Origin of the sequence: Streptomyces sp. NPDC002779, from assembly GCF_042888685.1 — a bacterium.
Lineage (GTDB): Bacteria > Actinomycetota > Actinomycetes > Streptomycetales > Streptomycetaceae > Streptomyces.
Genome location: NZ_JBIAQC010000013.1, coordinates 136,803 through 158,496, shown reverse-complemented (window position 1 = coordinate 158,496; position 21,694 = coordinate 136,803). Strand labels below are relative to the sequence as shown.

The window sequence follows — 21,694 nt, the reverse complement described above, 5'->3', positions numbered from 1 at the left end:
CGACCATCAGCACGGTCCCGTGCTTGGCCCGGAGCTTGTCGAACAGCTCCCGCAGCTTCGGTTCGCTGTTAGGCAGCGGCTTGTCGAACACCTTCTTCCCAGCGTGATTGACGGCGGCGGCGTGGTGTTCGCCCTTGCCGACATCCAGTCCCAGATAGACGCCGATGCCAGTTTCGTCCGTCACGACCGTCGCTCCCGCCCTCGCCTGTTCCCCGGCCTCACCGCGGCATCAGCGTGCCGGCATCCACGTTACGAAGAGACTGCCGTACCCGGTTGAGGGATTGGCGCTCGTGCCTCTAATCAGCGGTCTGCCAATGCCTCCGGCACCGGCGACACCACCTTTTCGATCATCTCGACTGGGGGCTCAAGTCATACCGGGGCCGAAGGCCGGGAGCCTCCTTGCGAGGCCACGAAGAAGGTAACGGGGTATCCGGGGACGTCCACAAGGCGCGGCATGATCGGACCGTAGCGATTTCCTCACCGCGGCGGCAGAGCGCGGTCGCGTCGCGCCTAGCGGCGGCCGCTGTGTTCGAGGCGGTTGGTCAGGCGGTGGGCCTGGTTGAGGAGGGTGCCGTACGTCGCCAGGCCGTCGGGGTCGTCCGGGACCACGTCGGGGAGGCGTCGACGCAGGTCGTCGAGGGTGCGGCGCAGGACCTCGGTGGCTTCCCGGAGCGGGGGGTCCGGGTCTTCGTCCGGGGTGAAGCGGGCGCTCGTGCACCAGTGCAGGGCGTGGGCCGTCCGGTGCAGGAAGTCGGCGTATGGGCCGGTGATCTCGGATCCCGGCCACCGCGGGTCGTCCTCCTGGGCGGACACCTCCAGGATGGTGCGGGTGACACCCGCCGCGTGGACGGCGACGTCGTCGAGGACGGTGAGGACATCGTCGTAGTGCTGCTCGGGGAGGGCCGCGTCGGACCTGCGGCGGCGCGGGTTGGCGCGCAGGCTCTCCCGGCTCCAGCCGACCGCGGAGCGCGCCTCGCCGACCAGGCGTTCGAGGCGCAGGGCCCGATCGTGCCAGCCGGTGGCTTCGTCCGGGTCCGGTCGGCCCCGCGCCAGGCCGTCGGCGACAGCGCCCAGGAGGTCCTGCGCCTCGCGGGCCGCGTTGTCCAGGGCCGCGCGGGTGTCGCGCAGGTAGAGCGGGGGCCGGATCAGCGCGTTCACCGCGATGCCGACCACCGCGCCGAAGACCGCCTCGGCGATACGGGCGCCCGCCGCGCCGACCCCGACCGGGCCGCTGGTCAGGACGAACAGGGCGGCTGTGGCGGCGTAGATGCCCTGGTTGCCCAGCCGTCGCCAGTTGCCCAGCAGCACCGCGGCCGGGAGGACCAGGGCCATCGCCACGAGGGTGGAGTCCAGCACCATGGCGCAGGCGGTGGCCACGATCGTGCCCGTGGCGATCGCGGCGAGTTGCTGCAAGCCGTGTGCGATCGACCGGTACACGGTCGACTCCACCAGCACGATCGCCACCCAGGGCGCCATGAACGCCATCGGCGCCTGGAGCCACCAGCCGACCACGGCCCACGCGACGCCCGCGGCCAGCGCCGCCTTCGCCGCCTGGAACGCCACATCACGCTCCCGGCCGGGCTCCTTCCACGCCCGTCGCACGCTTCGTCCGGCGCCCCGCGCATGGCGCCGCGCCGCTGACACCGTTTCCTGAAACCACCGCATCACGGGCCAGGTGCCACACAGGGCGCATTCGATGCCTGCGGATGTGCGATCGCCTGCCCGCCGCCCTTCCGCTTCCACGCGCCCCCCAGCACCCTCCGCTCCGATCTCCCACACCGCCACCGTTCACCATCCCGCCACAGCCGCGCCGTTGACGCGCGTAGCGCTTGGCCTCAGGCTGGTCAGCGGTCGCCGCCGCGAGGGCGGTGGTCACCGCAACCGGAAGTCGACGACCCGGAGGTCGGGATGTTCAGACGGATGGCACGTTTCCTCATCGCTTTTGTCATGATCACGTCGGGTGCAGTGGTCGGCGTCGGCGCCACCGCGGGCACCGCGCACGCCGACGAGTGCTACACCTGGAGCCGCACCCTCTCCCAGGGCGCCTCCGGCGGCGATGTCACTCAGCTCCAGATCCGGGTGGCCGGCTGGGTCACCTCCGGCGAGCGGCTCTCCTACGACGGCCAGTACGGCGCCCGCACGGCCGCCGCCGTGGCGAAGTTCCAGTCCGCCTACGGCCTCGCCGCCGACGGAGTCGCGGGACCGGCGACCTTCAGCAAGCTCTACGCGCTCCAGGACGCGGACTGCACCCCCATCCACTTCAGCTACGCCGAGCTCAACCGCTGCAACGCCGACTGGTCCGGCGGCGCGGTCTCCGCGGCCACCGCCAAGGCGAACGCGCTGAAGACCATGTGGAAACTGGAGGCCATGCGGCGCGCGCTCGGCGACGTCCCGCTCACCGTCTCCAGCGGCTTCCGCTCCTACGCCTGCAACAACGCCGTCGGCGGCTCGTCCACCAGCCGCCACCTCTACGGCGACGCCGCCGACCTCACCGGCTCCCCCACCCTGTGCCGCCTCGCCCAGCAGTCCCGCACCCACGGCTTCTCGGAGATCCTCGGCCCGGGCTACCCCGGCCACAACGACCACACCCACGTCGCGTTCGACCCCTCCCCCTACTGGTCAGCCCCCACCTGCGGGATCTGAGCCGCCGTTGTCAGAGCCGGCGGCTAGTCTGCGCGCGTGACAGAGACGATCGCTGCCGACCGCGCGCTGCCGCCGGCCCTGGCCGCGACAGCCCGCACCGAGTTCGACCACGACGACGGCAACGGCATCGACTTCGAGCCCTACGACGCCTTCGACTCCCCCGAGGAGACCACCGACTGGCTGCGCGACTGGACCGGCAACCACGACCTCGACGGCGCCGCCTTCCGCGTCTTCGGACAGGACGGCACCGGCGGGCTCGCCGCCCTCTGGTGCGTGCGGCAGGGCCGGCCCCTCGCCGAACAGCCGGTGGTCTTCATGGGCTCCGAGGGCGCCCGCGGTGTCGTGGCCGGGAATCTGTCCGACTTCCTGTGGCTGCTGGCCGACGGCATCGGACCGATGGAGGCCGTCGAGCACGACGAGCACACCGGCCGTCCGGACCCGACGCTCACCGCTCTCGCGGAGCGCCACGCCACCACTCGGCGCCGGACCGCGCAGGCCATCATCACCGAGGCCCGGGCGGAGTTCCCGACGTACGCCGAGGACATCGACGCGCTCTGCCGCTGACGCGTCCCGGCGGGTCAGTCCGACGAGGCCGGCGCAGAGGTGGCCCGCGGCCCACGTCGCAGCGCGGCCACGGCGGCGCCCGCGTCCTCGGCGTAGAAACGGAAGGTCCGTGCCTCGGCGGGCTTGCCCAGGGCCCGTATGTACCGGACGTGCTCGGTCAGTTCGACGGTGACCGTCGTCTGACCCGCCACGGCCAGCTCGCAGACGCCGTTCTCGCCCACGGCCCCCGGCCCGTTCTCCGGGAACCTGCGTTCCTGGCGCACGGAGGCGATGCGGCCGGCCGGGATGCGGATGTCGAGCAGGGCGCCGTAGCGCAGCCGCAGTGAGCCGTCGGCGCCGATCACATGGGGGCGCACGACGCAGGAGGCGTGCAGGGCGACGACGAACCAGCAGCCCCAGATGTCGAGGACGAGGGTGACGGCGTGCACCAGCGGCCAGGGGATCAGGAAGGCGAGGGCCACGGTCTCCACAACGCAGACGAAGAAGAAGCCGAGCATGACCGCCGTCTGGCCCGGCGCGTAGGGAACGGGCAGGTCGCCGTCGCGTACGCCGTGCGGGCCGCGGCGGGTCACCCAGCGCAGGAAGCTGGTGGACAGGAAGACCTCGTGGGCCATCAGCCTGCGCACGGGCGCCGCGACGGTGTCGGCGAACGCGGCGCCGAGGGCGGCGCGGCGGTCGAGGCCCGCGCGGCGGTGGCGCCGGTGGTCGAGGAAGAGCAGGGCGCCCGCCGCGATCATGACGGCGAGCACCGACAGTTCCAGGGCCGACCGTACGGCCGACGGGATGTCCACTCCCCCGGCCAGGCACAGGACGAGCATGAACTCGCCCGGCAGCAGGGCCAGGCACGACCACCGCACCGCCTTGCGCCACACCTTCGTCCCGCCCGCGGGCTCTCCGATTCGCATGGCCCCAGTAGAGACGTTGACGTTGCGGCAAGGTCAAGCCATAACCGGAGTGTACGTTCGTACGCTCTGGCTCTAGGCTGCCTGCCATGACTCTCGACGTGGTGCGACGGCCCGCTCCGGCCGAACGGCGGGCCCGGGTGGCCGTCGCCGTGCTGTTCTTCACCAACGGCGCCCTGTTCGCCAACCTGCTGCCGAGGTATCCGCAGATCAAGGCGGACCTCGGCATCAGCAACGCGGCCTACGGGCTGGCCGTCGCGGCCTTTCCCGCGGGCGCCATCGCGGCCGGTCTCGCGGCCGGGGCCGTCATCCGGCGGCTGGGATCGGCGCAAGCGGCGGTGGGCGGGACGCTGGTCACGGGGGCCGGCCTTCTCGTGGCGGGGCTCGCCGACTCGGTCGTCTGGTTCGCGGGTGCGCTCTGCCTGGCGGGAGCCATGGACGCGATCACCGATGTCGCCCAGAACGCCCACGGCCTGCGGGTCCAGCGCCGCTACGGGCGCTCCATCATCAACTCCTTCCACGCCGTCTGGTCCATCGGCGCCGTCACCGGTGGCGCGATGGCCGCGGCGGCCATCGCGCTGGGCCTGCCCCGGGGACAGCACCTGGCCATATCGGCGGCGGTCTTCGCGGTGGCCGCGTGCGGCGCCCTGCGGTTCCGCCTGCCCGGACCCGACACCGAGGAGACCGCCGACGAGAACGGCGTACGGCCGTCCGAGGCTGCCAAGCCGGGCCGGCGGACCGCCTGCGTGCTGGCCGCACTGGTCCTCATCGCCACGGCGGGCACGATCGTCGAGGACGCCGGCAGTTCCTGGGCCGCGCTGTACCTCTCCGACTCGCTCCACGCCTCGGTGACGGTGGCGGCCACCGGCTTCATCGCTCTGGTCGGCGCCCAGTTCCTCGGCCGGCTCATCGGCGACCGGCTCGTCGACCGGTTCGGGGAGCGTGCCGTGGCGCGCGCCGGTGGGATCGTCGCCGCGGCCGGGATGGGGCTGGCGCTGGCCGTGCCGACCGTGGGCGGGACCGTGCTCGGTTTCGCCGCGGCCGGGTTCGGGGTGGCGACACTGGTGCCCGCCGCGATGCACCAGGCCGATGAGCTGCCCGGCCTCAAGCCCGGGTCGGGACTGAGCGTCGTCTCCTGGCTGATGCGCCTGGGCTTCCTCTGCTCGCCGCCCGTGGTCGGCCTGGTCGCCGATGCCACCAGTCTCCGGGTCGGCCTGCTGGTGGTCCCCGCCGCCGGACTGCTCGTCCTCCTGCTGTCCGGAGTGCTGCACCCTCGGCGGCGGTAGGCGGAGGTGGCTCCCTTGCCGGGACGCCGCACGCCCGCGAGTGTACGATCGTACGCATGCCGACGGACCACTTCGCGGACGACCCCCGCAGCAACCTCGAGCGCATGCTGGCGGGCGACCTCTACATCGCCGACGATCCCGAGATCGCCCGCAGGCTGCAGCAGGCCGCCCGGCTGACCGCCCGTTACCAGGCGGCCTACGCCGAGGATCCTGACGCCGCCCGGAAGATCCTCGGCGAACTGCTCGGCTCGCTGGGCGAAGAGGCGCATGTGCGGCCGCCGTTGTTCGTCGACTACGGCAGCAACATCAGCATCGGGGCGCGCACCTTCGTCAACTTCAACCTCACCGCGCTGGACGTCGCGGCGATCACCGTCGGCGAGGACTGCCAGATCGGACCGAACGTCCAACTGCTCACCCCGACCCACCCGTTGGAGCCGCAGCCCCGGCGGGACAAGCTGGAGGCGGCGCGGCCGATCACCATCGGCGACAACGTCTGGCTGGGCGGGGGCGTCATCGTGCTGCCCGGCGTGAGCATCGGCGACGACTCCGTCATCGGCGCCGGTTCGGTGGTGACGAAGGACGTCCCCGCGGGCGTCGTCGCCGTCGGCAGCCCCGCGCGTGTCGTCCGTACCCTCTGAACCCTCTGAACCCTCTGAGGACACAGCGTCATGGCCACCGGACACACCGACCCCCAGCGCCGCGAGCGCATCCTCGCCGCCACTCTCGATCTCATCGCCGATGAGGGCGTCGCGGGCGTCTCCCACCGGAAGATCGCCGCGCGCGCCGGGGTGCCGCTGGGGTCGATGACGTATCACTTCAGCGGGATGGACGACCTGCTCCGGGAGGCGTTCGGGCGGTTCGCCGATCACGTCGTGGCCGTGTTCGACGCCCATCTCACCGCGCCGGACGGCCCCGAGCAGGCCCGCGCGGCCGTCACCGACCTCGTCCACGCGCTGTCCGAGGGCACCCGGCGCGACCTGGTGCTGACCCAGGAGCTGTACACGCTCGCCGCGCGCCGGCCCGCGTACCGGGAACTCACCGACACGTGGATGCGCCGCAGCCGGGTCCACCTGGAGAAGCACTTCGACCCGGACACCGCCCGGCAGCTGGACGCGCTCATCGAAGGGCTGATCCTGCACCGGGCGCTGTCCCGGGACCCCCACGACCGGGCGCTGACCGCGGACGCGATCACCCGTATCACCACGCCGAGCCGCGCCGGCCGATGACGGCGGCAGCCTCGGCCACCACGGACCGTACTGCCGGACGTGCGCTCACCTGGGCCGTATCGAGTCCTCCCCCTCACTTCGACGGCTGACCGGTCAGGCCGCCTGGCGGGCGCGCCCGGGGGCGGCCGACGCGGTGCGCAGGCGACGGCCTCGGCGGGTCGGGCCCCATGGCTTGAGGACCGAGATGACCGTCATGAAGACGTAGGCCGACAGGGACACGACCGGGCCGAACACGACGTCACCGGCATCGGGCAGCGGGCCGCCCGCGGCGACGGCGGTGACCGCGGAGTTCACGCCCGGGCGCAGGGCGAGGACCGTGGCGGTGAGGGTGGCCAGGGTCAGCCAGAACTTGGTGAACACCCACCGGTGCCGGGCCAGCCCCCACACCGTGCCCAGGGAGAGCAGCAGACCGCTGAGGAGTGTCAGGAACGCGACGGGAAGCAGCAACCAGTCCGCGAACAGCTTCATCGCGCGCACCGATGCCTCCACCGTCACCGGCGAGCCGGTGGTCGCGGCGGTGCCGCCCAGCGCGAGCAGGCCGAGCGTGACCCCGAGCCAGGAGGCGGCGGCGACGACATGGACGACGAGGGTGGCCCGGCGGGCGGGGCGGCTGAGTTTCACCCGACCCAGCCTGCCGAGCGGCCCCGGCCGGCGCGTCCGACGCCGGGAGCAACCTCAGGTACTCGCCGGGGCGTACGCGGGTCCGCTCGGGATGCTCCGCCGACGCCGGGGGCGACGAAGTGCCGGTGCGGCGGGGCCGTCGTCACCTGCCGCCCGGCTCACCACCGGAGGCCGGTTCCCCCGGTCCTGAGGACTACGACTTTCGTCCGCCCCACCTGGGCCCGCGGCCCGATGGGCCCGGCCTCTGCAGTGGTTAGCGTCGGGGCATGCGAATAGGACTACTTGGCACCGGCAACGTCGCCCGAGCACTTGCCCACGGATGGAGCGCCGCGGGACACGACGTCCTCCTCGGCTCCCGCAAGCCGGACGAGCGCAAGGACCTCGGCCTTCCCGTGGCGGGACTGAACGAGACCGCCGCACACGCGGAGGTTCTGGTGAACGCCACCCCGGGCAACGTCTCCGTCGACCTGCTCCGCTCCATCGGCGCGCCCGCCCTGGCCGGCACCCTGCTGATCGACGTCGGGGTCGGCCTCTCCGACGACTACACCGAGCTCTCCCACCCCAACAGCAGCCTGGCCGAGGAGATCCAGGCGGCCTTCCCGGACACCCCCGTCGTCAAGACGCTGTGCACCATGGACTCCACCACGATGGTCGCCCCGCAAGCGCTCACCGGCCCGAGCACCGTCTTCCTCTCCGGCGACGACGCGGAAGCCAAGCGGACGACAGGGAAACTGCTCACCGACCTCGGCTGGCCGGAATCGTCCCAGCTGGACATCGGCGGCATCACGAGCGCCCGCGGGCAGGAGCACTTCGCGCTGCTGTTCATCGGGATCGCGAACGGGCTGGGCTCCCACACCTTCAACATCAAGGTGGTCACCCTGCCGTGAGGCACCGGGGCGAGGTCACCGCTTGTGGTGCCGCTCCAGTCGGGCGGTCGCCGTCTCCGCGCGGCGCCTGGCCTCCCGTACCCGGCGTTCGAGCGCCCGCAGCCCGTCCCGCGCTCGGCGTTCCTCGTCGCGGGCCCTTCCGTGGTCCTCCTCCACGCGGCTCAGCTCCTCGGTCAACTCGCTGATGCGCTGACGCAGTCGGGCGGTGTTCTCCCGCGCCTCCTCCGCCGCCCGCCCGGCCCCGGCCGCCTCGTCCTCCAGCGCCCGCAGCTCGCTCACGGCCGTGTCGGCGTCCTGTCGGGCCCGGGTCAGCGCCTCGTCGTCGCGGCGCTTCGCCGGGCGGGGTGGGGGTGGCGGGGCGGCGGGCCGGCGTACCGCGGCCGGGCTGACGTCGGGGAAGCCGACGGCCGCCTCGAACGGCCGGGCCAGTCGGCCCTGCGCCCATTCCCGCGCGGCCTCCGGGTCGGCGAGGACGGTGTGCAGGGTCGCCTCCACCTCGCGCCCCACGTCATCGCCGACCGGATGACCGGCCTGCCTCGCCAGTTGCCGGGCCTCCTGGGAGAGGGCTCTGATCAGGGTCCGCTGCCGGCCGCTGAGTTCTCGCAGCTGCGTCCCGTCCAGGTCGTGATGGGCGCGCCGCAGCCCTTCGCCGAGCTTGAGCAGGGCCGCCACCTCGTCGGGGCGCTCGCGGACGAGGAGGTTGCTGACCCAGGCCGAGCGGCTGGGGCGGCGCAGCTTGCCGATCCGCTCCGCGAGAGCGCGGTCACCTGCCGTGCGGGCCTCGGCGACCCGGACGTTGCGCGCCGCCGTGAACTCCTCCGGCCGCAGCGCGTACAGCTCGTCGGCGACCGTGTCGATGTCCACGAGGGCTCCTGTCGATGGTCGGCACCGGCACTGCCGAGCCTAGGAGGGCGGCGCGCGGAGTGCGCGTCGGGAGCCGTGGCCTGCGGCCGGCCGGGGAGCGTCCGGCAGCGATGTGTGAACGCGGCACTTCAGTTGCCTGTCCCACCATTGCGACCGTGCGACGTCGTCGCCATCCGCATTGACCTGGCTGGATTGCGCTGCAACGCTCATGACGTGAGCAAGCCCGAGAACCTCGCCGCGCGCCTGACCGTCGATCTGCCACGTCAGGCCGACGCCCGCTGCGCCGACTGTTGTCGCACGCACTGACAGGCGCCGTTCCCCCTCACTCCGAACTGGCCGAGGATCTCGGCTATCTGGGGGACGTGCGGCTGGAGTGGGTCGGCAACACGATCGGCGTGGACGCCTTCGGCGGAGTGCGGACGAAGGTGACGTCGGTGTGCCCAGGATCGTGATCCCGCCCTACGGCGGCCACACGCTCATCGCCAACTCGGCCGCCGCGTACGGGATCTGCCCGCGCCGCTGCGCGAGTTCGCGGAGAGGCTGTGGGCGGTGCACACCAATGACTACGACTATGCGGCGCCGAAGAGTGAGAAGGCGGCCGAGCACCGCAGGCGGTTCGTCTCCCGGAAGTACCGCACCGCCCATCCGGTGGTCCGCGTCCATCCCGAGACCGGGGAACGCGGGCTGTTCATCGGCGGCTTCGCCCAGAGCATCGTGGGCCTCGGCCCGTCCGACGGCACCCTCAGCCATGTCGTCGAGGGCGACGAGGCGGCCCACTGCACGCCCGCCACGGCATAGCGGGTAGAGCGCACGGCCGCTGGTGGCGCGGGGTGCCGGCGCCACCAGCGGCCCTCGCTCAGGCGTCGCGCCGGATGCGGCGCAGCAGCACGAAGCCGACGAGGACCAGGACCGACCCGGCCGCGGCCGGCCACAGCTCGGCGCCGGTGTCGGCGAGTCCGCCGCCGACGGTCTGCGGTTCGGTGCCGGCCACCGGCGACTGCTCGGCGCCGACGGGGGCCGCGTTCTCGGTCGGCGAAGCGGTTGCCGTTCCCACGGCCTCGGCCGGGGCCTCGCCGGTGCGGGTCGCCGACGGGGTGACGTAGGTCTTCGGCTTGTCGGCGCCGTCGGACGGGGCCTCGTCCGCCGGGGTCTCGTTCGCCGGGGTCTCGTTCGCCGGGGCCTTGTCGCTCGGCCTGGCGGCCGGGGGCGCCTGCGTCACGGGCTCGGTCTCGCCGCCGTCGCCGTCGTCGCCGGTCGGCGTCGGGTCGGCGGGCTCCTGCGGCTCGTCGGACTGCTCCGGCTGCCCAGTCTCCTGCGGCTCCTCGGGCTGCTGGGTCTCCCCCGGCTGCTCCGGCTGGTCGGTCTCCTGGGGCTCCTCCGGCTGCTGCGGCTCCTCCGGGAGGGCGCCGCCGTCGCACTGCCGTCCCTCGTTGATGCAGTCGACCATCTCCCGCATCAGGTCCTCGTCGAAGACGTTGATGAAGTCGCCGTGGTCGGTGACCGGCTTGTGCAGCTGCTCCGGGAAGGAGTCGACCGCGAAGAGCGGCTTGGTCCGGCCCCCGTCCTCGAGGCTCGGGGCGTCCACGTCGTAGACGATCCGCTGCACCAGTTGCGGGACGGCACGGAAGCCGGCCGGGCAGGAGCCGTCGGCCGCGGCGAACGCCACATGGGTGCGGTGGTTGGCGCTGTCGATGTTGCGGCCGTCCCAGCAGCTCTGGAACTTGAACGTGCGCACGACGTCGCTGCCGTCGGGGCAGAGCGGGTACTTGTCCTTCAGCTGCCGGTCCTCGAACCCGGTGCAGCTCCAGGAGGCGTTGGCGTTGGCCGTGCCGTTGACGAAGGCCTTGGCGTCGCCGGTGATGATGCGCAGCAGCCGGGGCATGGCCGTCACGTCACCGGTGGGGCTGCCCTGGAAGGTCAGCGTGACCTCGCGGGGCGTGACGATCTCACCGGCGTTGCCCTCGATGCCGCCGCCGGGGGCGTTGGCGTCCTGTTCCTGGGTGCCGTTCTGCAGGCGCAGGACGGGCCAGTAGTACGAGGACTTGTCGCCCGGGTTCTCGCAGCTGGTGTCGGCGGCGGCCAGGTCCTCGTCACTGGCGAAGGCGTCATTGGCCTGGTTGCCGATGTAGTCGTGGAAGTGGTGGGCGCCGTTGGAGACGCCCGGCGCGACGATCACGTTGTCCGAGTTGAACACGCCGTTCTCGTTGACCCCGCAGCTGGTGGTGAAGGTGCCGCGGGAGGCGCCCGCTCCGGCGGCCGGGGCCTGGACGTTCGGCTGGACTTCGGTGATGTCGGTGAAGTCCGCGGCGACGGGGCCGTTTCCGGCCTGGCCGCCCTCCGGCTGCTCCTCGGGGACGGTCAGTTCGCAGCCCGCCAGCGCTTCGAGCCCTTCGGGGCGTTCGCCCGCGTTGCCGATCGCGACGGCGATCTTCTCGATCGTCCCGCCCCGCTTGTCCTTCAGCGGGTTCATGATCGATTCGTCGGTGAAGCCGGTGTCCTGCCGCTGTTCCGGTGTCGCCTCCCGCAGTTGCTGGTAGGCCTCGGCTGTCTGGCCGTCCAGGGCGGCGAGTTCGTTGTCGACGTCCGCCCTGGCCGCGTCCGGGACCTCGGTCAACTTGGCGCCCACGTCGGGGCAGTCGATCGTGGCGCCGCCGGTCTGGGCCGATGCGCCGTCACTGCCCTCGGTCGCCGAGGCGTAGATGTTGGTCGCCACCAGTCCGCCGCCGCCCAGGATCAGCGCGACCGCGGCGAAGGTCGCGCGTCGTGGGCCGGTCGGGCGCCTGCGCGTAGTGCGTCTCAAGGCAGTACTCCTACGTTCGTGACGGGCGAGCGGACATACAGATCCCTCGCCCCATACGGACCAGGGGCCCGCCTTGTTCAACCGCCCCACGGATTCATACGAACATCTCAGGGACCTCCACGTCACGGCCTCATTTACCTACGTACGCCCATATGCCGCGCACGCAAAGAGCCCCCCGCGACCCCGATCATGACCCTTCGAACAGGCGGGTTAGCATATGAGCACCGCCTAGCTCGAAAGAGACTTCTGTGACTGTCAACGACGACTCGTTCACCAACTGGAAGAACCGCGAGGAGATCGCGGAGTCGATGATCCCGATCATCGGGAAGCTGCACCGCGAGCGGGACGTGACGATCCTGCTGCACAGCCGCTCCTTGGTGAACAAGTCGGTGGTCAGCATCCTGAAGACGCACCGGTTCGCGCGGCAGATCGCGGGCGAGGAGCTGTCGGTCACCGAAACGCTGCCCTTCCTCCAGGCGCTCACCACGCTCGACCTCGGCCCGTCCCAGATCGACATCGGCATGCTCGCCGCGACGTACAAGGCCGACGACCGCGGCCTGTCGGTGGCGGACTTCACCGCCGAGGCCGTCGCCGGTGCCACGGGCGCCAACAAGCTCGCGGGCGGCGCGGGCCGGGACGTCGTCCTCTACGGCTTCGGGCGCATCGGCCGCCTCGTCGCCCGTCTCCTGATCGAGAAGGCGGGCTCGGGCAACGGGCTGCGGCTGCGCGCCATCGTCGTGCGCGGCGGCGGTGACCAGGACCTCGTCAAGCGCGCCTCGCTGCTGCGCCGCGACTCCATCCACGGTCAGTTCCAGGGCACGATCACGGTGGACGAGGAGTCCAGCACGATCCTCGCCAACGGCAACGCCATCAAGGTGATCTACGCCAGCGACCCGTCCGAGGTCGACTACACGGCGTACGGCATCAAGGACGCCATCCTGATCGACAACACCGGCAAGTGGCGGGACCGCGAGGGCCTCTCGCAGCACCTGCGCCCCGGTATCGACAAGGTCGTCCTGACCGCTCCCGGCAAGGGCGACGTCCCGAACATCGTGCACGGCGTGAACCACGACACGATCAAGCCCGACGAGCAGATCCTGTCCTGCGCGTCCTGCACCACCAACGCGATCGTGCCGCCGCTGAAGGCGATGGACGACGAGTACGGTGTCGTCCGCGGCCATGTGGAGACCGTCCACTCGTTCACCAACGACCAGAACCTGCTGGACAATTACCACAAGGCGGACCGTCGGGGCCGCAGCGCGCCGCTGAACATGGTCATCACCGAGACCGGTGCCGCCTCCGCCGTCGCCAAGGCGCTGCCGGACCTCAAGGCCCCGATCACCGGCAGCTCGATCCGCGTCCCCGTGCCGGACGTCTCGATCGCGATCCTCAGCCTGCGCCTGGGTCGTGAGACCACCCGCGAGGAGGTCCTGGAGTACCTCCGCGACGTCTCGCTGAACTCGCCGCTCAAGCGCCAGATCGACTTCACCACCGCCCCCGACGCCGTCTCCATGGACTTCGTCGGCTCGCGCCACGCCTCGATCGTCGACGCGGGCGCCACCAAGGTCGACGGCGACAACGCCATCCTCTACCTCTGGTACGACAACGAGTTCGGCTACTCCTGCCAGGTCATCCGGGTCGTGCAGCACGTCTCCGGCGTGGAGTACCCGACGTACCCGGCCCCGGCCGTCTGATCCCGGGCCCGACCCCGCGCCGCCCGAGCCCGCAGGACGCTCAGGCGGCGCGCGGCTGTCCGGCGGCCAGCAGGTCCATCAGCTCGGCGCGGTGCAGTCCGGCGACACGGTCCAGCAGGTCGGGATGGCGCAGCAGCGCGGCCGCCCGGCGGTCGTTCTCGTCGGGAGCCGTCAGACGCCGGAACTCCATCGGCGCACCCGCGGTGTGGCCGCCGTCGAGCGCCGCGCTCACCGCGACCTCGGCCAGCCGCGGCTCGGCGAGCAGACAGGCCGCCCAGCTCGCCACCACCTCGTCCACCCAGCTCCGCCAGGGCTCGCCGCCGCCCTCCACGCCGGTGATCCAGTCGAGCCGGACCGAGCCCCCGGAGCCGGCCATGCCCGCCAGGGCGGCATCCGTCGGCGTCGGGAAGCGCAGCCAGGCCGCGACCGTCACGGCCTGGCGCGCCTGTACGTCGCAGAGGGCGGCGGCGAGCGCGCCGCCGTTGGGCGGGAAGGCGCTCGTCAGCCAGCGGGCGGTCGCCGCGATGAGCGAGGAGAAGTCCGAGAGCACGGGCAGGCCGTCCCAGGTGTACGCGAGGGGACAAGGGGTACCGCACACACGGTAGCTTCCCGCTTTGTCAGTCCATCAGTCCGGCGGCGAGCGTGGCAGCCAGCTCCCAGCACGCTTCGATGTCCTTTTTGGTCGGTTCGCCGGTTACCGTCACGGCCTCGGCGGCGCGCCGCCAGCCGAGCCCGGTGGTGACGGTCTCGATGGAGCGCACCGCGCCGGTGACGTCGTTGCCGCCGTGCACGTAGTAGCCGAAGGGCCGCCCGCGGGTGGCGTCCAGGCACGGGTAGTAGACCTGGTCGAAGAAGTGCTTGAGGGCGCCGGACATGTAGCCGAGGTTGGCCGGGGTGCCGAGCAGGAAGGCGTCGGCGTCCAGGACGTCGGAGGCGGTGGCGGACAGGGCCGCGCGCCGGACGACACGGACGTGCTCGATCTCGGGCGCGGTCGCCCCGGAGACGGCGGCCTCGAGCATCGCCTGGCAGTGCGGCGAGGGCGTGTGGTGCACGATCAGCAGAGTTGCCACCCGACCGACCCTGCCGTGCCGTCACGTACCCCCGCAACTTCGGAGGAGGTACGTCCGGTTATGCACCGGTGCACCTGTCCCGAAATGGTGCGTTCACCTCACGCGGCCGGTGGTACCCGCACGACTGCGGCCGTAAAAGATACGGCGGTCACATCATGACCGTCCGGGTTTACGCGGCTGTGGTTGCGTGACTACGGTGTCCGGGGTGTCGGCACAAGGGCCACACAGGTAACTCTCCTAAGAGGTGTTTCGCTCTGTCTGGGTTCCGTCGGGATGGGATCGCGCAGCAAACGCTGCCCACGCGCAGCCTCGGACAGGCCCAGGCGCCACCGGACGGTGACGCCTCCGCGCCGACCGGACGGACCGCTCGGTCGGTCAAGGAGCGGGACGCGTTCTTCGACAACGCCAAGTACCTGGCCATCGTGCTGGTGGCGATGGGGCACGCCTGGGAGCCGCTGCGGGACGACAGCCGGACGGTGACCGCGCTGTACATGGTGGTCTACGCCTTCCACATGCCGGCGTTCATCGTCATCTCCGGTTACTTCTCGCGGAACTTCGACGCGAGCCCGGGCCGTATCAAGCGGCTGGTGACCGGCGTTGCCGTCCCCTATGTCGTGTTCGAGGTGGCCTACACCTTCTTCACCAGGTGGACGGACAACGAGCCGGACCGCGACATCAGCCTGCTGAATCCGCTGTATCTGACGTGGTTCCTCGCCGCGTTGTTCATCTGGCGGCTCACCACGCCGTTCTGGCGGATCGTCCGGTGGCCGCTGCCGCTGGCGCTGGTGGTCGCGATGCTGGCCACGCTGTCGCCGTCCATCGGCAACGACCTCGACCTCCAGCGCGCGTTGCAGTTCCTGCCGTACTTCGTGCTGGGTCTGGTGCTGAAGCCGGAGCACTTCGCGCTGGTGCGCCGCCGCGAGGTGCGAATGCTGGCGGTGCCCGTGTTCCTGTGCGCGGTCGTGGTGGCGTACTGGGCGGTCCCGCGGATGAACTACGCGTGGTTCTTCCACCGCACCAGTGCCGAGGAACTGGCCGCGCCCGCCTGGTACGGGCCGGTGATGACGCTGGTGCTGTTCGCCTGCTCGGCGGTCCTGGTCACGTGCTTCCTGGCGCTGGTGCCCAGGCGCGGCATGTGGTTCACGGCCCTCGGCGCGGGCACGCTGTACGGCTATCTCCTGCACGGTTTCGTGATCCAGGCGGCCAATCACTGGCACTGGTCCCACATCGACGCGGTGCACGAGCCGCTCGGGAAGATCGCCGCGACGCTGGTCGCCGGGGCGGTCGTGACGGCCCTGTGCACGGCGCCGGTGCGGCGGGTGTTCCGGTTCGTGATGGAGCCGAAGATGGACTGGGCGTTCAAGCGTGATCCGGCGGAGGCCGCCCGGTCCCGCTGAGACCGGGCGGCACGCCGCTCGCCGCGCCGATCAGTGGCGGGTGGCGTCCTTCGCGGCGTCCTTGACCTTCTCCTTGGCCTGGCGGGCGTCGCCCTTGGCCTGTGCCGCCTGGCCTTCGGCCGTCATCCGCTCATTGCCCACCGCGCGGCCTGCCGCTTCCTTGGCCTTGCCCTTGGCCTGCTCCATCTTGGCCTTGTTCTTCTGCTGTCGCGCCATGACGCGTCACCCCACACCGTGCTCGGGAAACTTCTGCTCCGCTACGGGTGAACCGGCACGGGCAACGTAAACCGGGCTACCGCGAAGCGGCCCCCGCGCGCTCGCCGACAGCGGCGACCGCGGCGGACACCTGCTTCTGCAGCGGTTCACTCAGCGGCTCTCCGCCGACCGTGGCCACCAGGTCGCGGGCCAGGTGATGGAGCTTGGTGTTGGTGTTCTGGGAGGCCATGACCAGGACCTCCCAGGCATCCTCGGCCTTCAAGCCGAAGGTGGCCATCAGGATGCCCCGGGCGAGATCGATGGTGGGGCGGGTCTGCATGGCCCGCCTCAGCTGGACGACCTCGATCCGCAGATCTTGCAGCATGCTCTCGTCCTCGGTCTCGTGGTGCGACGGGGACGGCTCGAAGTCCTCGGCGTCCTCGTCCGCGGGGGCGAACAGCGACAGCATTCCGGTCAGGGTGAGGAGCCGTTCGGCGCTGCGTCCGGCGGAGCGCAGGACGACCGTCTTGCCCTCGCGCAACGCACGGTGCCGTATGCCGAGCATGATGTTGAGCGCGGAGCAGTCGCAGAACGGCACGCCGCTCAGGTCCAGGTCGATGCCGTGGATCGAGCGGGTGAGGGCCTCGCGCAGGGCACCCTCGAACGCCGGGGCGCCGTCGAGGTCCAGCTCGCCTCGGACGACCACCGTCATGCGGTCGCCGTCGGGGCGGAGATGGATCTCCGGCGAGTATGCCGACCGCACCGCCGACACCGCCTCTGCCATGACCGCCTCCCCGGTCATCACTGCCGTCTGTCGCTACCAGCGTCACCGGGAAGCGCTCACACGTCAAGCGATACATGAAATCCAGTTCGTGTTTTTGATTACGTGAATGCCCAACCGTACAATCGCGCCATGGAGGGAGTTCCGGAACCACACGCAGGATGGACGTTCCTGACCAATCACGCTCGGGTCCTGGCCACCATCGCCGACGACCGCAATGCCCGCATCCGCGATATCGCTGTGCGCTGCCGACTCACCGAGCGGGCCGTGCAGAAGATCATCGCCGACCTGGAGCAAGCGGGATATCTCTCGCACACCCGGGAGGGCCGCAGCAACACGTACCGCATCGATCCCAGCATGGTTCTGCGCCATCCGGCGGAGGCGGGCGTGACGGTGGCGTCGCTGCTCTCGCTGCTGGTCCAGGACGAGGCAGACCGTGCCGGGACGCCTCAGTCGGCCTCGACGTCCAGGAGCAGGGAGTAGCGCAGCTTCTCCGTGGCCCGGGCGCCGAGCCGGTCGTAGAACCTGATCGCGTCGGTGTTCCACGAGGGCGTCTGCCACTGGATCCGGTCGAGTCCCCGGGTCCGTGCGTCCGCGACCACGGCGGCCATGAGCATCGGGCCGATGCCCAGGCCGCGGTGGCCGGACCGGAGGAACAGGCAGTCCATGTGGAGGTACTCGTCGCCGTCCCAGGTGGACACCTCGGGGGCGCAGGAGGCGTACCCGATGACGTCGTCGCCGAGTTCCGCGACGAACACGGACAGGCGCGGCGGATCCGCCTGCCCGAACAGCAGCTTCTCCAGCCGCTGGGGCAGGTCGGCGGGCGGCTCCACCGCCTTTTCGTAGGCGGCGTGTTCGGCCGCGAGGGCGGCGATGCCGGGCAGGTCCGCGGGCCGTGCGTGCCGCACGCGTGCGGAGGCGGTGGCGGTCAACGGACCTCGCCCGCCAGCACATCGGCGCGCCAGGCCGCCAGCCGGGCCTCGATGTCGTCCTCTCCGTCCAGCACGTGACGGCTGAAGGCGTCCCGCTCATGGGCCAGCACGGCGGCCTCCCACACGCAGGGCGCGAGGCCCGTACGGCCGGGCCGCAGCGCGTCGATGTCCCCGGCGGGGCCGGTGAAGACGGCGAGGTCGGACATGTGGCCCTCGATCCAGGTGTGCACGAGGACGTAGTCGCCGTCACCGCCGGCATGCAGCAGGAGCACGGACAGGCCCAGGGAGCCGCGCAGTTGTGCCGCCGCCAGATGACCGGCGGCGATCCGCAGCGCCGCGCGTGCGTCCTGTTCCGTCACCGCGCGTCCGGGCGCCTCGATCGCGTACGCCTTCACGGCGTGCCCGGCGACCTCGTGACTGCCCAGCGGGCGCACGGTGCGGGCGTGGTGGCCCTCGGCCAGGGCGAGCAACTCGGCCGCGTGGCCAGGGATCAGCTTTACATCGGTGTCCGTCACCACATCATCATGCCTTGCCTCTGGTCCCACCAGAAGTGGCCCGGTCAGTGGGGGTGCGGCCTCGGTTACTCTGTGCCGCCGGGCCGGTGAGGGGAGAGCGAAGTGGTGGGGCGTCGAGCGGTGTGTGCTGCGGTGCTGGCCGTGCTGGTGGCGGGTTGTTCGTCGGGGGCGGGGGACAACGGCTCGCGGCCGTCGGACGGTTCGTCCGCGACCCGGGCGGCGGCAGCCGCCGTGCGCAGCGGGGGCTCCGTCGGAGGTGCGGGTTCGCCCTGCGCGTTGCCGGTCACGTTCGACATCGCCGAGGAGTGGACGGCGGAGGCCGTCGGCGACGACGACGAGGTGTCGCAGGAGATCGCCGACGCGGTGCTGCGGCAGGGGCCGGTCGCCCTGGTCTGCGAGGTCGACGCCAAACCGGCGGGCAGCATCGGCTTCCTGCGGGCGTGGACCGGCGAACCCGGCGACGACGACGCCCGTACCGTCCTGGAGGCCTTCGTGGCCGCCCAGAGCGGGGTGAGCAAGGAGAAGTACGGCACCTTCACCGCGGGCGGTCTCGCCGGTGCGGAAGTGACGTACCGGTACAGCGACGAGTTCCTGGAGGAAAGCAAGGAGGAGAGGGCCCTTGCCGTCACCACCGCCCAGGGGCCGGTCGTCCTGCACCTCGGCGGGCTGGACACCGAGGAGCACCGGGCGATGCTGCCCGCTTACGAGCTGGCCAGGAAGACCCTGCGGCCGGGCCGGGCCGAGTAGGTCCCGCCCTGATGACCGGAACCGGTCTGCGCTCGACATCCCCGAGTGGTCCAGACCTCCGGCAGTGGCCCGGGCGGACCCGGTCGGCCCGCCGGAGTGCCGTGCAGGCCCCCGGCCAGCACTCGAGCCACTTCCCACCCCGGCAGCACCACTCCTCCAGCCACCCCCGGGGCGTCATAATCCGCTCGTTCGCGACCAGTTGGACACCTGCGCTTTTCCGTCATGTTTCGCAAGGCGACCGCTGAAGCTACACAGAGGCACCACCATGTGACGCGATGGATGCGTCGGCGACCGGCTACTGAGGGGGCACGGCGTCGCGCAAGGGGGTGCGTCCGCTCCGTGCGAGCAGCACTCACCCCTGCCCGGGGAGGGGACAAAGCCGCATGAAGCGGATCTTATGCACCACCGTGGCGACGGTGGGCGCACTCATCGCCGCGCTCGGCCCGCCGGCCGGAGCGGCCCACGCCGACAGCGCGCCCCGCGTCGATCTGCGGGTGCTGGTCGTCAGCGACGGCGGTCCGTCGACGGACGCGATCGCCGCCGAACTGCAGGTGTCGGGGACGCCGTACACCGAGATCGACCTGACCCGGGCGGACCGCCCGGTCATCGACGCGGACCTGCTCGCCGACACCGTCGACGGGCGGCCGCGGGCCAAGTTCCAGGCGGTCGTGCTGCCCAGCGACAACCCGTTCGCGGCCGGCTCCGCCGAGATGGCGGCGCTGGCCGCCTATGAGCGGACGTACCGCATTCCCCAGGTCGACGCCTACACCTACGCGCGTCCGGAGGCCGGTCTCCAGTACCCGGTCGAGGGCGGCTACGCCGGGAGCCTGGACGGGGTACGGGCGCAGGTCACGGACGCCGGGCGCGCTGGGCCCTTCGGCTATCTCGACGGCGCGGTACCCTTCGAGGACAACTCCCCCACCGTCGGGGAGAGTTACGCCTATCTCGCCACGCCCGTCGCGGGCGCCGACTTCACCCCGTACGTCGACGCGGCCATCCCCGGCACCTCCCGGCGCGGCTCCCTGGTGGGCGAGTACCGGCACGACGGGCGGCGCGAACTCGTCGTCACCTTCGTCTACAACCAGCACCAGCAGCAGTTCCGGCTGCTGGCCCGCGGGATCGTGGAGTGGATGACGGGCGGGGTACACCTGGGCGCGTCGAAGCACTACTTCGCCGTGCACGTGGACGACGTGTTCGCCGCCGACGACCGCTGGAACACGGAGCTGAACTGCACGCCCGGGGACGTCGACTGTCCCGAAGGGGCGGGCACCCCCGATCCGATCCGGATGACCCCCGCGGACGTCACCCACGCCACCGACTGGCAGCACGGCCACGGCTTCACCCTGGACCTGGCCTACAACGGCGCCGGAAGCGTCGAGCACCGCGAGGACAACGGCGGCGCCGATCCGCTCACCGACCGCTTCCTCGCCGACCGCGCCCGGTTCCGCTGGATCAACCACACCTACACGCATGCCTTCCTCGGCTGCGAGCAGGACACCACGGTCGTGCCCTGGCGGTGCGCCACGGAGGCCGACGGCACCGTCCGCTGGGTCGGCCGCACCACCGTCGCCGACGAGATCGCCACCAACCGGGTCTGGGGCACCGGCGCCGGACTGCCCCTGGAGAACGGCGAGTTGGTGACCGGCGAGCACTCGGGGACGCGAGTGCTGCCGCAGCAGACCGCCGACAACCCCCACCTCGCGCCCGCCCTCGCCGACACCGGCGTCGCCTGGCTCGCCTCGGACAACTCCCGTGAGCCGCAGCAGCGGCAGGTCGGCCCGGCCGCCACCGTGCCCCGCCACCCGATGAACGTCTTCTACAACGCGGGCCGGACCACCGAGCAGGTCGACGAGTACAACTGGATCTACACCAGCCGCGCCCAGGGCGGCAGCGGCATGTGCGAGGACGATCCGGCGACGTCCACCTGCCTCACCGAGCCGCTGGACACGGCCACCGGTTACGCGCGGTACATCGTGCCGCTGGAGACGCGGACGGCCCTCGGCCATGTCCTCGCGGGCGACCCGCGACCGCACTTCATCCACCAGTCCAACCTCGCCGAGGACCGCATCGCCTATCCGGTGCTCAGCGGCGTACTCGACGGCTACGAGGCGCTGTTCGCCGCCGACACTCCCGTCCTGAACCCGCGGATGAAGGAGGTCGGCGTCGAACTCCAGCGCCGCGCCGCCTGGCGGGCCGCGCTCGGCGACGGCCGGGTGACCGCCTACCGCATCGGCGAGACGGTGACCGTCGGGGCACCGGACGGGGTCGCGGTCACCGCGACCCTGCCCACCGGCACCACCCTGGCCGGCGCCGCCTTCGGCGAGCCCTACGCGGGCGGGCGCTCCGGCTGGGCGCCCTCCACGGGCACCGCCCTCACCCTCGCCCTGCCGTCGCCCGCCGCCACCCCGGCCGGCACCGGCGCCCCGGCACCGGTCACGGACCCGGCGCCCGGCACCGAGGTCCCGGCGGGGGTCAGGGAGCAGGTCCGGTACGCCCCGGCGACCTGACGGCGTACCGATCGAAGGTCTCGGCCGCCCGTCCGCGGCCGGGACCGGCACGACCACCCCACA

24 protein-coding genes and 1 pseudogene are annotated in these 21,694 nt (G+C 71.7%); 13 read left to right on the top strand and 12 right to left on the bottom strand.

Going from position 1 to position 21,694, the window contains the following annotated elements; all coding sequences use genetic code 11:
- Both ACFYW5_RS30570 and ACFYW5_RS30565 read right to left on the bottom strand, forming a co-directional pair.
- The coding region (locus tag ACFYW5_RS30570; RefSeq protein ID WP_389420343.1) for a transposase at positions 1–184 on the bottom strand (184 nt) is incomplete at its 3' end.
- A 326-nt stretch (positions 185–510) separates the two neighbouring features.
- Entirely contained in the window at positions 511–1,665 is a 1,155-nt protein-coding gene (locus ACFYW5_RS30565) for an aromatic acid exporter family protein (protein WP_389420342.1), read from the bottom strand.
- 243 nt (positions 1,666–1,908) lie between these two features.
- On the opposite strand from ACFYW5_RS30565, the gene ACFYW5_RS30560 reads away from it, so the two are divergent.
- On the top strand, positions 1,909–2,643 hold the full coding sequence (locus tag ACFYW5_RS30560) for a D-Ala-D-Ala carboxypeptidase family metallohydrolase (RefSeq protein WP_389420341.1): 735 nt from the start codon (positions 1,909–1,911) through the stop codon (positions 2,641–2,643).
- A 36-nt stretch (positions 2,644–2,679) separates the two neighbouring features.
- Complete coding sequence (locus tag ACFYW5_RS30555; protein WP_389420340.1) at positions 2,680–3,207, top strand: SMI1/KNR4 family protein; 528 nt, start codon at positions 2,680–2,682, stop codon at positions 3,205–3,207.
- Between the two features lie 14 nt (positions 3,208–3,221).
- On the opposite strand, the gene ACFYW5_RS30550 is transcribed toward ACFYW5_RS30555, so the two are convergent.
- Entirely contained in the window at positions 3,222–4,112 is an 891-nt protein-coding gene (locus tag ACFYW5_RS30550; protein ID WP_389420339.1) for a hypothetical protein, read from the bottom strand.
- Between the two features lie 86 nt (positions 4,113–4,198).
- Between ACFYW5_RS30550 and ACFYW5_RS30545 the strand changes: the two genes are divergently transcribed.
- Genes ACFYW5_RS30545 through ACFYW5_RS30535 form a run of 3 tightly spaced genes read left to right on the top strand, consistent with a single transcriptional unit; the run spans position 4,199 to position 6,621 of the window.
- On the top strand, positions 4,199–5,395 hold the full coding sequence (locus tag ACFYW5_RS30545; RefSeq protein WP_389420338.1) for an MFS transporter: 1,197 nt from the start codon (positions 4,199–4,201) through the stop codon (positions 5,393–5,395).
- Between the two features lie 56 nt (positions 5,396–5,451).
- Positions 5,452–6,033 (top strand): sugar O-acetyltransferase, encoded by a 582-nt coding sequence (locus ACFYW5_RS30540; protein WP_389420337.1) that lies wholly within the window; start codon positions 5,452–5,454, stop codon positions 6,031–6,033.
- 30 nt (positions 6,034–6,063) lie between these two features.
- Positions 6,064–6,621, top strand: coding sequence for a TetR/AcrR family transcriptional regulator (locus ACFYW5_RS30535; protein WP_389420336.1), 558 nt, complete (start codon positions 6,064–6,066; stop codon positions 6,619–6,621).
- A 93-nt stretch (positions 6,622–6,714) separates the two neighbouring features.
- Here ACFYW5_RS30535 and ACFYW5_RS30530 read toward each other — a convergent pair whose 3' ends face one another.
- Positions 6,715–7,242, bottom strand: a complete 528-nt coding sequence (locus ACFYW5_RS30530) for a DUF2269 domain-containing protein (protein ID WP_389420335.1) — start codon at positions 7,240–7,242, stop codon at positions 6,715–6,717.
- Positions 7,243–7,508: 266 nt separating this feature from the next.
- On the opposite strand from ACFYW5_RS30530, the gene ACFYW5_RS30525 reads away from it, so the two are divergent.
- Positions 7,509–8,129: an NADPH-dependent F420 reductase gene (locus ACFYW5_RS30525; RefSeq protein ID WP_389420334.1), complete on the top strand. Its 621-nt coding sequence runs from the start codon at positions 7,509–7,511 to the stop codon at positions 8,127–8,129.
- Positions 8,130–8,144: 15 nt separating this feature from the next.
- Here ACFYW5_RS30525 and ACFYW5_RS30520 read toward each other — a convergent pair whose 3' ends face one another.
- Positions 8,145–8,993, bottom strand: coding sequence for a hypothetical protein (locus ACFYW5_RS30520; protein ID WP_389420333.1), 849 nt, complete (start codon positions 8,991–8,993; stop codon positions 8,145–8,147).
- A gap of 290 nt (positions 8,994–9,283) precedes the next feature.
- On the opposite strand from ACFYW5_RS30520, the gene ACFYW5_RS30515 reads away from it, so the two are divergent.
- Positions 9,284–9,445, top strand: a complete 162-nt coding sequence (locus ACFYW5_RS30515) for a hypothetical protein (protein ID WP_389420332.1) — start codon at positions 9,284–9,286, stop codon at positions 9,443–9,445.
- Positions 9,439–9,728: pseudogene (locus ACFYW5_RS30510) on the top strand (TauD/TfdA dioxygenase family protein); the annotation flags it as partial. The gene ACFYW5_RS30515 and the pseudogene ACFYW5_RS30510, both read left to right, overlap by 7 nt.
- Before the next feature lie 121 nt (positions 9,729–9,849).
- Here ACFYW5_RS30510 and ACFYW5_RS30505 read toward each other — a convergent pair.
- Positions 9,850–11,793, bottom strand: coding sequence for a DUF1996 domain-containing protein (locus tag ACFYW5_RS30505; RefSeq protein WP_389420331.1), 1,944 nt, complete (start codon positions 11,791–11,793; stop codon positions 9,850–9,852).
- Positions 11,794–12,041: 248 nt separating this feature from the next.
- Between ACFYW5_RS30505 and ACFYW5_RS30500 the strand changes: the two genes are divergently transcribed.
- The gene (locus ACFYW5_RS30500) at positions 12,042–13,487 is read left to right on the top strand and encodes a glyceraldehyde-3-phosphate dehydrogenase (protein ID WP_389420330.1); all 1,446 of its coding nucleotides are present in this window, start codon (positions 12,042–12,044) and stop codon (positions 13,485–13,487) included.
- Between the two features lie 40 nt (positions 13,488–13,527).
- On the opposite strand, the gene ACFYW5_RS30495 is transcribed toward ACFYW5_RS30500, so the two are convergent.
- Entirely contained in the window at positions 13,528–14,037 is a 510-nt protein-coding gene (locus tag ACFYW5_RS30495; protein WP_389420349.1) for a hypothetical protein, read from the bottom strand.
- A 67-nt stretch (positions 14,038–14,104) separates the two neighbouring features.
- Positions 14,105–14,557 (bottom strand): flavodoxin family protein, encoded by a 453-nt coding sequence (locus tag ACFYW5_RS30490; RefSeq protein ID WP_389420329.1) that lies wholly within the window; start codon positions 14,555–14,557, stop codon positions 14,105–14,107.
- Between the two features lie 278 nt (positions 14,558–14,835).
- Between ACFYW5_RS30490 and ACFYW5_RS30485 the strand changes: the two genes are divergently transcribed.
- Positions 14,836–15,954 (top strand): acyltransferase family protein, encoded by a 1,119-nt coding sequence (locus ACFYW5_RS30485; RefSeq protein WP_389420348.1) that lies wholly within the window; start codon positions 14,836–14,838, stop codon positions 15,952–15,954.
- A gap of 30 nt (positions 15,955–15,984) precedes the next feature.
- Here ACFYW5_RS30485 and ACFYW5_RS30480 read toward each other — a convergent pair whose 3' ends face one another.
- Complete coding sequence (locus ACFYW5_RS30480; protein WP_389420328.1) at positions 15,985–16,170, bottom strand: CsbD family protein; 186 nt, start codon at positions 16,168–16,170, stop codon at positions 15,985–15,987.
- 76 nt (positions 16,171–16,246) lie between these two features.
- Positions 16,247–16,933 (bottom strand): ANTAR domain-containing protein, encoded by a 687-nt coding sequence (locus ACFYW5_RS30475; protein WP_389420327.1) that lies wholly within the window; start codon positions 16,931–16,933, stop codon positions 16,247–16,249.
- Positions 16,934–17,062: 129 nt separating this feature from the next.
- Between ACFYW5_RS30475 and ACFYW5_RS30470 the strand changes: the two genes are divergently transcribed.
- A complete protein-coding gene (locus tag ACFYW5_RS30470; protein WP_389420326.1) occupies positions 17,063–17,413 on the top strand; it encodes a MarR family transcriptional regulator in 351 nt (116 codons plus the stop codon).
- Here ACFYW5_RS30470 and ACFYW5_RS30465 read toward each other — a convergent pair.
- Both ACFYW5_RS30465 and ACFYW5_RS30460 read right to left on the bottom strand, forming a co-directional pair.
- Entirely contained in the window at positions 17,380–17,862 is a 483-nt protein-coding gene (locus tag ACFYW5_RS30465; RefSeq protein WP_389420325.1) for a GNAT family N-acetyltransferase, read from the bottom strand. The two genes, ACFYW5_RS30470 and ACFYW5_RS30465, sit on opposite strands and share 34 nt — an antisense overlap.
- Positions 17,859–18,377 (bottom strand): hypothetical protein, encoded by a 519-nt coding sequence (locus tag ACFYW5_RS30460; protein ID WP_389420324.1) that lies wholly within the window; start codon positions 18,375–18,377, stop codon positions 17,859–17,861. The genes ACFYW5_RS30465 and ACFYW5_RS30460 overlap by 4 nt, the downstream gene beginning before the upstream one ends.
- Before the next feature lie 102 nt (positions 18,378–18,479).
- On the opposite strand from ACFYW5_RS30460, the gene ACFYW5_RS30455 reads away from it, so the two are divergent.
- Both ACFYW5_RS30455 and ACFYW5_RS30450 read left to right on the top strand, forming a co-directional pair.
- Positions 18,480–19,124, top strand: a complete 645-nt coding sequence (locus ACFYW5_RS30455; protein WP_389420323.1) for a lipoprotein — start codon at positions 18,480–18,482, stop codon at positions 19,122–19,124.
- Positions 19,125–19,507: 383 nt separating this feature from the next.
- Positions 19,508–21,631: a hypothetical protein gene (locus ACFYW5_RS30450; protein ID WP_389420322.1), complete on the top strand. Its 2,124-nt coding sequence runs from the start codon at positions 19,508–19,510 to the stop codon at positions 21,629–21,631.
- Positions 21,632–21,694: the final 63 nt, after the last annotated feature.

Bases quoted from the DNA above. Each gene is read 5' to 3' on its own strand.
- ACFYW5_RS30565 (WP_389420342.1), bottom strand. From the start codon at position 1,665: ATGCGGTGGTTTCAGGAAACGGTGTCAGCGGCGCGGCGCCATGCGCGG.
- ACFYW5_RS30560 (WP_389420341.1), top strand. From the start codon at position 1,909: ATGTTCAGACGGATGGCACGTTTCCTCATCGCTTTTGTCATGATCACG.
- ACFYW5_RS30550 (WP_389420339.1), bottom strand. From the start codon at position 4,112: ATGCGAATCGGAGAGCCCGCGGGCGGGACGAAGGTGTGGCGCAAGGCG.
- ACFYW5_RS30545 (WP_389420338.1), top strand. From the start codon at position 4,199: ATGACTCTCGACGTGGTGCGACGGCCCGCTCCGGCCGAACGGCGGGCC.
- ACFYW5_RS30540 (WP_389420337.1), top strand. From the start codon at position 5,452: ATGCCGACGGACCACTTCGCGGACGACCCCCGCAGCAACCTCGAGCGC.
- ACFYW5_RS30535 (WP_389420336.1), top strand. From the start codon at position 6,064: ATGGCCACCGGACACACCGACCCCCAGCGCCGCGAGCGCATCCTCGCC.
- ACFYW5_RS30525 (WP_389420334.1), top strand. From the start codon at position 7,509: ATGCGAATAGGACTACTTGGCACCGGCAACGTCGCCCGAGCACTTGCC.
- ACFYW5_RS30480 (WP_389420328.1), bottom strand. From the start codon at position 16,170: ATGGCGCGACAGCAGAAGAACAAGGCCAAGATGGAGCAGGCCAAGGGC.
- ACFYW5_RS30475 (WP_389420327.1), bottom strand. From the start codon at position 16,933: ATGGCAGAGGCGGTGTCGGCGGTGCGGTCGGCATACTCGCCGGAGATC.
- ACFYW5_RS30470 (WP_389420326.1), top strand. From the start codon at position 17,063: ATGGAGGGAGTTCCGGAACCACACGCAGGATGGACGTTCCTGACCAAT.
- ACFYW5_RS30450 (WP_389420322.1), top strand. From the start codon at position 19,508: ATGAAGCGGATCTTATGCACCACCGTGGCGACGGTGGGCGCACTCATC.